At 60.0% G+C, this 8,368-nt stretch carries 8 protein-coding genes; 2 read left to right on the top strand and 6 right to left on the bottom strand.

Features of this window, described 5'->3' with window-relative positions; translation table 11 throughout:
• Positions 1-279: 279 nt before the first annotated feature.
• From TG4357_RS12265 to TG4357_RS12255, 3 genes are all read right to left on the bottom strand, one after another.
• Positions 280-1,482, bottom strand: a complete 1,203-nt coding sequence (locus TG4357_RS12265; RefSeq protein WP_058263193.1) for a UbiH/UbiF family hydroxylase — start codon at positions 1,480-1,482, stop codon at positions 280-282.
• Positions 1,483-1,543: 61 nt separating this feature from the next.
• Positions 1,544-1,765: a hypothetical protein gene (locus TG4357_RS12260; RefSeq protein ID WP_058263192.1), complete on the bottom strand. Its 222-nt coding sequence runs from the start codon at positions 1,763-1,765 to the stop codon at positions 1,544-1,546.
• 108 nt (positions 1,766-1,873) lie between these two features.
• A complete protein-coding gene (locus TG4357_RS12255) occupies positions 1,874-2,518 on the bottom strand; it encodes a pyrimidine 5'-nucleotidase (RefSeq protein ID WP_058263191.1) in 645 nt (214 codons plus the stop codon).
• A 120-nt stretch (positions 2,519-2,638) separates the two neighbouring features.
• Between TG4357_RS12255 and TG4357_RS12250 the strand changes: the two genes are divergently transcribed.
• A complete protein-coding gene (locus TG4357_RS12250) occupies positions 2,639-3,265 on the top strand; it encodes a GntR family transcriptional regulator (RefSeq protein ID WP_058263190.1) in 627 nt (208 codons plus the stop codon).
• On the opposite strand, the gene TG4357_RS12245 is transcribed toward TG4357_RS12250, so the two are convergent.
• Positions 3,215-5,146 (bottom strand): glycosyltransferase, encoded by a 1,932-nt coding sequence (locus TG4357_RS12245; protein WP_233487489.1) that lies wholly within the window; start codon positions 5,144-5,146, stop codon positions 3,215-3,217. The two genes, TG4357_RS12250 and TG4357_RS12245, sit on opposite strands and share 51 nt — an antisense overlap.
• Before the next feature lie 77 nt (positions 5,147-5,223).
• Entirely contained in the window at positions 5,224-6,384 is a 1,161-nt protein-coding gene (carA, locus tag TG4357_RS12240; protein ID WP_058263188.1) for a glutamine-hydrolyzing carbamoyl-phosphate synthase small subunit, read from the bottom strand.
• A gap of 198 nt (positions 6,385-6,582) precedes the next feature.
• On the opposite strand from carA, the gene TG4357_RS12235 reads away from it, so the two are divergent.
• Complete coding sequence (locus TG4357_RS12235; protein WP_058263187.1) at positions 6,583-7,041, top strand: GatB/YqeY domain-containing protein; 459 nt, start codon at positions 6,583-6,585, stop codon at positions 7,039-7,041.
• 103 nt (positions 7,042-7,144) lie between these two features.
• On the opposite strand, the gene TG4357_RS12230 is transcribed toward TG4357_RS12235, so the two are convergent.
• Entirely contained in the window at positions 7,145-8,326 is a 1,182-nt protein-coding gene (locus TG4357_RS12230; RefSeq protein ID WP_058263199.1) for a BaiN/RdsA family NAD(P)/FAD-dependent oxidoreductase, read from the bottom strand.
• Positions 8,327-8,368 lie beyond the last annotated feature (42 nt).

Here is an 8,368-nt window from a genome sequence, read left to right as displayed (position 1 = left end):
ATTCCCGGCCTGCCAAGGATCTGAACGATGCGATTGGGATCGAAACCGCAGGCACCGCCGCGATCGGCAAAAAGCCGAGGGGCGGGATCGATCTGGATGTCGCGAATGTCGAAGACGAACCCGATTTCATCCGCGTCGCAAACGGATGAGCCGCGGCTTGTTTTGATGTCTGACCCTCGGCGCCGCGGGCAAATTGCGCGCGATGCCGGGGGCCGGGATCGCAGACAGATTCATGGGTGGCCGGGTGACCGGCTGCCCTTTTCAATTCGGGCAGACGCTTTATCCGCGCGCGCCCAACCCCATTTGCATCATCGTTTTACGCACCGGGGCCAGCGAATAGATCGCGTTCAACCCGGCCGAGCGCAAGTCGCGCAAGGGCTGCGATTGAAGCATAGACGCGCGGTTCAGCAGGTCGATCCCGACCACCCGCGCGCGCACTTCTGCGTGCCGGCGGCGGTGATAGGTTTCCAGCATTCGGGCGTCGCCCAGCCGGTCCGGCGCGGCCTCGGCCAGGTCCAGCAGCACCCGCATGTCGCCCAGCGACATGTTCAACCCTTGCGCCCCGATTGGCGGCACCACATGGGCGGCTTCGGCGACAAGTGCGACGCGTTCACCCTGCATCCGTTCGGCGACCTGACTGATGATCGGCCAGACGCTGCGGCGCGACGCCAGTTCCAGCGGCCCGAATAGCGAACAGGACCGTTCTGTCATCGCGGCTTCGAAGTCGTCTTGCGGCAGCCCGGCCAATCGCATCGCTTCCGGCCCGCGTTCCATCCAAACCACTGCTGAGGATGGCTTGCCCTGATAGTCCGGCAGCGGCACCAATGTGAACGGTCCCCCCGACCGGTGGATTTCGGTTGATACATTCTCGTGCGGGATTGGATGGGTAACGGCAAAGGCCAGCGCCTTCTGGCCGTAACGGGTGGTTTTCACCTTGATCCCCATCGCGTTGCGCACCGGCGAATTGCGGCCATCTGCGGCGATCACCAGACGGCAGGTAACCGAACTGCCATCGCTCAACCCGACCCGCGCCATCGCGTCACGGGTAAACACCGACTTGGTGCCGGTGCCGGGGCGAAATTCGACATTGGGCAGATCATTCAGCCGGGCCATGAATTCGCGCCGCAGCAACCAGTTGGGCAGGTTCCAGCCAAACGGGCGTTCGGAAATGTCGGCGGCGTTGAAATCCTTGACCACCCGTGGTTCGGGCAGGGCACCGCCGGCGTCGACGATGCGCATGATCTGCAACGGTGCGGCCTCTGCTTCGACCCGTTGCCACAGTCCGGCCTTTTCCAGCAGCGCTTGCGCCGGTTGAAGAAACGCGGTGGTGCGCAGGTCCGACCCTTCGGCATCCCGTTCGGTCACCGGCGGGGTCGGATCGACGCAAAGCACGCTGAACCCGGCCGCGCCAAACACGGCCGCTGCGGTCAATCCGGCGACACCGCCGCCGGACACCAGTATATCGACATCGAAATTTTGCATCGGACTGCCTCCTGATGCGGCAGGTTAGACCTATCGGCGGGGCAGTCCAAGGGCCATCCTGCTACCCTCGGCTAATGGCGATCAACACGATCCAGATCAGCGGAACCGAGGCCAGCGCCGGAATGTACAGACCCGGGATTCCGAACAGGAAAATAGCCAGGCCCCAGACCAGCAACAGCAGCGCGACGGCAAGCAGGATCACGGCATCAGGCGATTTTTTCTTCGGGGCTTCATCGGGTTTGGGGGAGGTGTGGGAAGAATTGGGGGCGTCAGCGAATGTCATCTTCGGTTCCGGTTCAGTTAGAGGAGACCGTTGACATAACATCCGTGCCGCCCGCGTGAAGGCGCGGAATCGCCGCAGTGCGGCATCCTGCCCCTCTGGACTTTTGGCTTATTTGATACGGGCCAGAAACGCGGTCAGGTCGTCGGTGTGATGATGGATGTGATCTGCCGCATGGGGGTCGGGGGCGACGTGAACCGTGCGCATTCCCATTGCGTGTGGCGCGGCCAGATTGCGCGGATCGTCTTCGAACATCGCGGCGCGGTCCGGGGTGATTCCGTCTTTTGCGAACACCATCTGGAACGCCTCGATTTCCGGTTTCGGGCGGTATCCGGCATGTTCGACGCCATAGATCGCATCGAATAATCCGGTCAGCCCGCGCGCCGCCAAAACCCGTTCTGCATAGGGTGCCGACCCGTTGGTATAGACGATCTTGCGCCCCGGCAGGTCGCGGATATGCGCGGCCAGATCGGTGTCCGGTTCCAGATGATCAAGCGATATTTCATGCACATCAACAAGATACGGACCGGGGTCAATGTCGTGTTCTCGCATCAGCCCGGCCAAGGTGGTGCCATAGGTGGTCCAGTAATGGTGCCGCAAATGGTCGGCGCGTTCGCGGCTGACGCCGAGTTCATCCATTACGTAACGGATCATTTTCCGCTCGATCTGATCGAACAGGCGGGCTTGGGGCGGATAAAGCGTGTTGTCTAGGTCAAATACCCATTGGTCGACATGGGCGAAGTTCGATTTGGGCATGAAGGTACGCTAAGCCAGCGCGACGATAGGCGCAATATGTCAGGGTTGATTACCATAGAGCGCTGCGCATACTCTGCGCGGATTATCGCCCGAACGGGCAGGATGTAAGGAGACCGCCCGGTGCAGAAGGATGCCTATACGCTAATCCTCGAGGCCATTGACACAGGGCTCTACCGTCCTGGTGACCGTCTGGTGGAAAGCGAACTGGCCGACCGTTTCGGGGTGTCACGAACCCCGATTCGAGAAGCGTTGCAGCGGTTGGAAACCCAATCCTTGCTGGCGCGGGACGGCCGCAGCCTGATTGTAGCTTCGCTTGATCATAACCAGTTGAGCGAACTTTATGTGGTGCGGTCGGAACTGGAAGGTCTGGCCGCGCGGTTGGCGGCGCGGCACGCGACACGCGAAGAAGTCGATGTGTTGAAAGACATGGTCGCAGAAGACCGGGTGTTGGTGAATGATCCGGTGGCGCTGTCGCGCGCCAACCGGCGGTTTCACAAGCAGATTCATCTGGCATCGCATAACCGTTATCTGGTGCAACAGCTTGATTTGGTGCATCGCACCATGGCGTTGATGGCAACGACATCGCTGGCCGCCGAAGGCCGCGGTGAAGGCGCGTTATCCGAACACGCCGCCATCGTGGATGCAATCGAGAAACGCGACGAAGACCGGGCCTATGCCGCGCTCAAGACCCATATTTCAAAGGCGTTCACCACCCGCCTTAAGCAAGATTCCCTGTCCAATATCTGACCGGTCAACGCCTGCTGATTCAGGTTCTGGCTGGGACGCGCCGGGCGGCAGCGACAGCCCATGTTTGGTCTTGTCCCAATAGAACGGCTGAAACACCAGTTCGAAAAGCGCTTTATAGGCGGCGAAGACACCCAGCGGGAAATACAGGTGCACTGTCGGTATCCAGGGCCATAAATGCCGGTGTTCAGGACCTGACACCGCTCTGATTGCATAAACAAAACTGCAAATTTCGACGGTAAAGAACGCATAACTGGTCGCGCGCAAAAGGTCCGGGGCGATGAAAACGGTCAGCGGATGCGGCAGGCCGACCACCAACAACCAGAGCGACCACAGCAGCGGGGCCAACAGGAATTGCGATAGGGCCGTGATGAAATGCAGCTGGAAGCCAAGAAATTTCCACACCCCAAGCTGCCGCAACAGGGTCACGGGATTTCGCATATGCACCAGATAGGTGACCATATAGCCCTTCAGCCAGCGCGACCGTTGCTTGACCCAAGGCAGCAGGTGGCAATTGGCTTCTTCCCTGGTGGTGGTTTCCGACATTTCGGTGCGATAACCATGCCGGGCCAGACGGAACCCAAGATCAGCGTCTTCAGTGACGTTATGGGCATCCCAGCCGCCCAGCCGTTCCAACGCATCGCGGCGGAAAAACAACGTGGTCCCCCCCAGCGGAATGGCAAAGCCAAGCCGCGCCATGCCGGGCATCAGCACCCGGAACCAAGTGGCGTATTCAATGGTAAAGCAGCGGGCCAGCCAGTTTTGCCGGGAATTATAGTAATCCAGCACCCCTTGCAGACAAACCACATCATCTGGTGCATTGGCGAAACGGTCGGCGACCCGGTCGATCTGATCGGGATCGGGCGCGTCTTCGGCATCAAAGATACCGATGATGTCACCGCGACAGAAATCGAGGGCGTAATTCATCGCCCGCGGTTTGGTTCTGGGGCGACCATCCGGCACAGTCACCACCCGCATCCAGCCGGGCAGGTCCGACCCGGCCAAAGCGTGTTTGGTCATCAGATCGTTTTCTTCGAGGATCAGCACCACGTCGAGCAGCGATTTGGGATAGCTCAGCCGTTGCAGCCGGTTGACCAGAACATGAGCGACTTCGCTTTCCTTGAACAGCGGCACCAGAATGGACACTTTTGGCCGCTTCACCGGATGTTCTGGTAGGATCTGCGGGGTCTGCGGAGCTTGGGTCAACAGGGCCAGAAATGATGCCATTTTCATCGTCGCCGTGATCAACAGGGTGAAACAGGTCCAAACCGCCAGGGCGGCAAAAATCCTTGCGGGGGTCTGCACCGTCAACAGGATCAGCGGCGCCAGGACAAGGATCATCAGTGCGATGCGAAGGCGCGGATACCGGCCCCAGTTGCGGCAGCTTTCGGCTGCTAAGACACGGGTCGCGGCAGCGGTGGTCAGACTGGGGCGGAAATGGTCCGCCAGCCGCGCCTGAATCGCCTGTTCCTGCGCCAGCCCCCATTCGATACCGTCCGAATCCTCGTCAAATCCCAAGTCACGGATGCCGGTGGTTCCGTAGCGGCTGGTCACGATCAGGATGCGGCCGTTTTTCATGTGCAGCGGCATGGCCGCGTGTTTCAGGCACAGGCGCGGATCGAACCGGTTCAATAGGGTGGGATCGGGGATAAGGTCGGCAGCGTCGAGATAGTCAAGGTCAAGCCAATCCGCATGATGCCGCTGCGCTTGGGCATCATCCAGAACTTGCTGCGCAACAAGAACATCGCAAAGCGAACAGTCGGCCCGCGCCAATTCACCGTAAGCCGCCAGAAGCTGGGTCGCAGATAAAGCCCCACAATCGAGCAGATACTGGCCGAAATTCCGCGATCTTTCGTTAAAATCGATACGTTGAGCGACAAACATGTCCCGCGTCTCCATAAGCAAATGCTCAGAAGACAGCATCACGCAGCACGGTTAACGCGCGGTTAAGCAGTTTTTGTTCAGGCTTTTACCCGCGCGGCCATTAAATCCGCGAAGCGTTCGAACAAGTAAAAACTGTCCTGCGGTCCGGGGCTGGCTTCGGGGTGATGCTGCACCGAAAAGACCGGTTTGTCGGTCAGTCGGATACCGCAATTGGACCCGTCAAACAGTGATATATGGGTTTCCACCACACCATCGGGCAGGCTTTGGCTGTCGACCGCGAATCCGTGGTTCATCGAGGTGATTTCCATTTTGCCGGTCTCATGATCTTTGACCGGATGGTTGGCACCGTGATGACCGTGGTTCATCTTGATGGTTTTGGCCCCAAGCGCCAGCGCCAGCATCTGATGCCCCAGACAAATACCAAAGACCGGCAGATCCGCTGCCAGAATGCCCTTGATCATTGGCACCGCGTAAACCCCTGTCGCCGCAGGGTCGCCGGGGCCGTTCGACAAAAAGACACCGTCAGGATTATGCGCCAGCACCTCTTCGGTGGTGGCGGTTGCGGGCAGGACGGTCACGTCGCAGCCCGCCGAGGCAAGGCAGCGCAGGATATTGCGCTTGGCACCGAAATCGACCGCAACGACTTTGTATTTGGGCGCGGTCTGACGGCTGTAGCCTTCGGGCCAGGCCCACCGCATTTCGTCCCAGCGATAGGATTGCGGACAGGTCACGTCCTTGGCCAGATCCATGCCTTCCAGACCGGCGAAGTCGCGTGCCTTGGCGACCAGCGCTTCGAGATCGAAATTGCCGTCGGGATCGTGTTGCAGCGCGACATGCGGTGCGCCCTGTTGACGGATTGCCCGGGTCAACCGACGGGTGTCGACGCCGCCGATGGCGATCCGGCCCCGGTTGGTCAACCATTCGGTCAGCGTTTGCGCCGCGCGCCAATTGCTGGGTTCGGTCGGGTCCCATTTCACCACCATGCCGGACGCCACCGGATTGGCGGTTTCGTCATCATCGGGATTGACGCCGACATTGCCCACATGCGGGAAGGTAAAGGTCACGATCTGCCCGGCATAGGAAGGGTCGGTCATGATTTCCTGATACCCGGTCATCGCGGTGTTGAAGCACAGTTCTGCCTGCGCGGTCCCGGTCGCGCCGAAACCCTTGCCATAAAAGATGGTGCCATCGGCAAGAGCGAGGCAGGCGGTCGGACGGGTATCGGTCTGCTGGGCCATGGGCTTTCTCCGGCGATCTGGGCAAATTGGCGGATATCTACGGCTGGCCGGACAGAGGGTCAAGGCCCCGCGCCGTGAAAACACACGGCTTTGGGTCCTGTTTCGGCGCGGGCAGGGGGGCGCAAGTGGACAGGTTGTCAGCCCGGTCGCAATTGACTAGGGTGGGCGGCTATCGAAACCCCTAGGGGAAGGGACCAAATGGGTATGCGCGAACGGGTCAATACGGCCCTGAAACAAGCCATGAGAGACAAAGCCACGACGCAGCTGGCGACTTTGCGTCTGATCAGTGCTGCAATCAAAGATCGTGATATCGCGGAACGCGGGATTGGCAATGACGACGGCGTTGGCGATACCGAAGTGTTGGCGATTATGGGGAAGATGGTCAAACAACGCCAAGAAAGCGCCCGCCAATATGAAGAAGCAGGGCGGCTCGATCTGGCAGAACGGGAACAGGCCGAGATCGAAGTGATTGAGGATTTCTTGCCGCGCAAGCTGAATGAGGACGAGGTGGCGAAAGCTATTGACGCCACCATTTCCGATGTCGGTGCCAATTCGATCCGCGACATGGGCAAGATCATGGGCGCTTTGAAATCAAAATATACCGGCCAGATGGATTTCGGATCTGTCGGGCCGATGGTCAAGGACCGGCTGTCCTGACATCACCCCGTCAAACATGAATTCGAAACCCCGCCCTTGTGGCGGGGTTTTGCATTCACGGGGTTTGTGATGTCAGTGGTCCGGGCCGGTTTTGCCTCGGCTCTCACCCCTGCGCGGCAATCGCCGATCCGGCGGCAAATCCCGACGACCAGGCCCATTGGAAATTGAACCCGCCAAGCCAGCCGGTCACATCGACGCATTCCCCAATGAAATAGAGCCCCGGCACCGTCTTGGACATCATCGTTTTGGACGACAGCCCATCGGTATCGATCCCCCCCAGCGTCACTTCGGCGGTGCGATAGCCTTCTGATCCGGTCGGGGTCAGATCCCACCCGGTCAGCCGGTCGCATAACGCGCCAAGCGCTGCGTCGCTTTGATCGCCGAGATTGCCTGCGATTTGCCATTCCCGGGTCAGGTAATCCGCAAGACGCGACGGCAGCATCTGCGCCAGAACCGTCGACAGGTTCTTGCGCCCGGCCTGTTGTCTTTGCGCCCGCAGCGCCTCGAACGGGTCGGAATTGGGGAACAGGTTGACCCGGATCGTATCGCCTTCGCGCCAATAGGACGAAATTTGCAGGATCGCCGGGCCGGACAAACCGCGATGGGTGAACAGCATCGCTTCGTCGAAGCGGGTGGCGTTGCAACTGACCCGCACCGGCAGAGCAACCCCCGCCAGCCCGGTAAAACGCCCATCGGGAAAGGTCAGCGGCACCAGCGCCGGGCGGATATCGGTCAATGTCAGGCCGAATTGTCGCGCGATGTCATAGGCCAAGCCGGTGGCCCCCATCTTGGGGATGGATTTGCCCCCGGTCGCGATCACCAGATGGCGGCAGTCAACGGTTTTGCGCCTGCCGTCGCTTTCGATGACCAACCGGAACCCGGTTTCAGTCTTGTCCACCGAGGCAATCGTGGTTTGCAGCCACATCGTTGCCCCCGCTTGGGTCATTTCATCCAGTAGCATCGCCACGATCTGTTTGGCGCTGTCATCGCAAAACAGTTGCCCCAGTGTTTTTTCGTGCCAGTCGATGCCGTGACGACCGACAAGATCAAGAAAATCCCACTGGGTGTACCGCGCCAGCGCCGATTTGGCGAAATGCGGATTCTGGCTGAGAAAATTTGCAGGCCCGGCATGCATATTGGTGAAATTGCAGCGCCCGCCGCCCGAGATGCGGATCTTTTCCCCCGGTGCCTTGGCATGGTCCAGCAGCAACACATCGCGCCCGGCATGAATGGCGCACATCATGCCGGCAGCCCCGGCACCCAGAATGATCGTTTCGAATTGCATGGCTGCGGGCCTGCCCGAAACCATCGCTTTTGACAAGGGCAC

Origin of the sequence: Thalassovita gelatinovora, assembly GCF_001458355.1 — a bacterium.
GTDB classification, from domain to species: Bacteria; Pseudomonadota; Alphaproteobacteria; order Rhodobacterales; family Rhodobacteraceae; genus Thalassobius; species Thalassobius gelatinovorus.
This window is presented reverse-complemented; position numbering and strand designations above follow the sequence as displayed.

Excerpts from the sequence above, each read along its gene's own strand:
- TG4357_RS12230 (WP_058263199.1), bottom strand. The coding sequence starts at position 8,326 with ATGCAATTCGAAACGATCATTCTGGGTGCCGGGGCTGCCGGCATGATG.
- carA (WP_058263188.1), bottom strand. The coding sequence starts at position 6,384 with ATGGCCCAGCAGACCGATACCCGTCCGACCGCCTGCCTCGCTCTTGCC.
- TG4357_RS12265 (WP_058263193.1), bottom strand. The coding sequence starts at position 1,482 with ATGCAAAATTTCGATGTCGATATACTGGTGTCCGGCGGCGGTGTCGCC.
- TG4357_RS12255 (WP_058263191.1), bottom strand. The coding sequence starts at position 2,518 with ATGCCCAAATCGAACTTCGCCCATGTCGACCAATGGGTATTTGACCTA.
- TG4357_RS12235 (WP_058263187.1), top strand. The coding sequence starts at position 6,583 with ATGGGTATGCGCGAACGGGTCAATACGGCCCTGAAACAAGCCATGAGA.
- TG4357_RS12245 (WP_233487489.1), bottom strand. The coding sequence starts at position 5,146 with ATGTTTGTCGCTCAACGTATCGATTTTAACGAAAGATCGCGGAATTTC.
- TG4357_RS12260 (WP_058263192.1), bottom strand. The coding sequence starts at position 1,765 with ATGACATTCGCTGACGCCCCCAATTCTTCCCACACCTCCCCCAAACCC.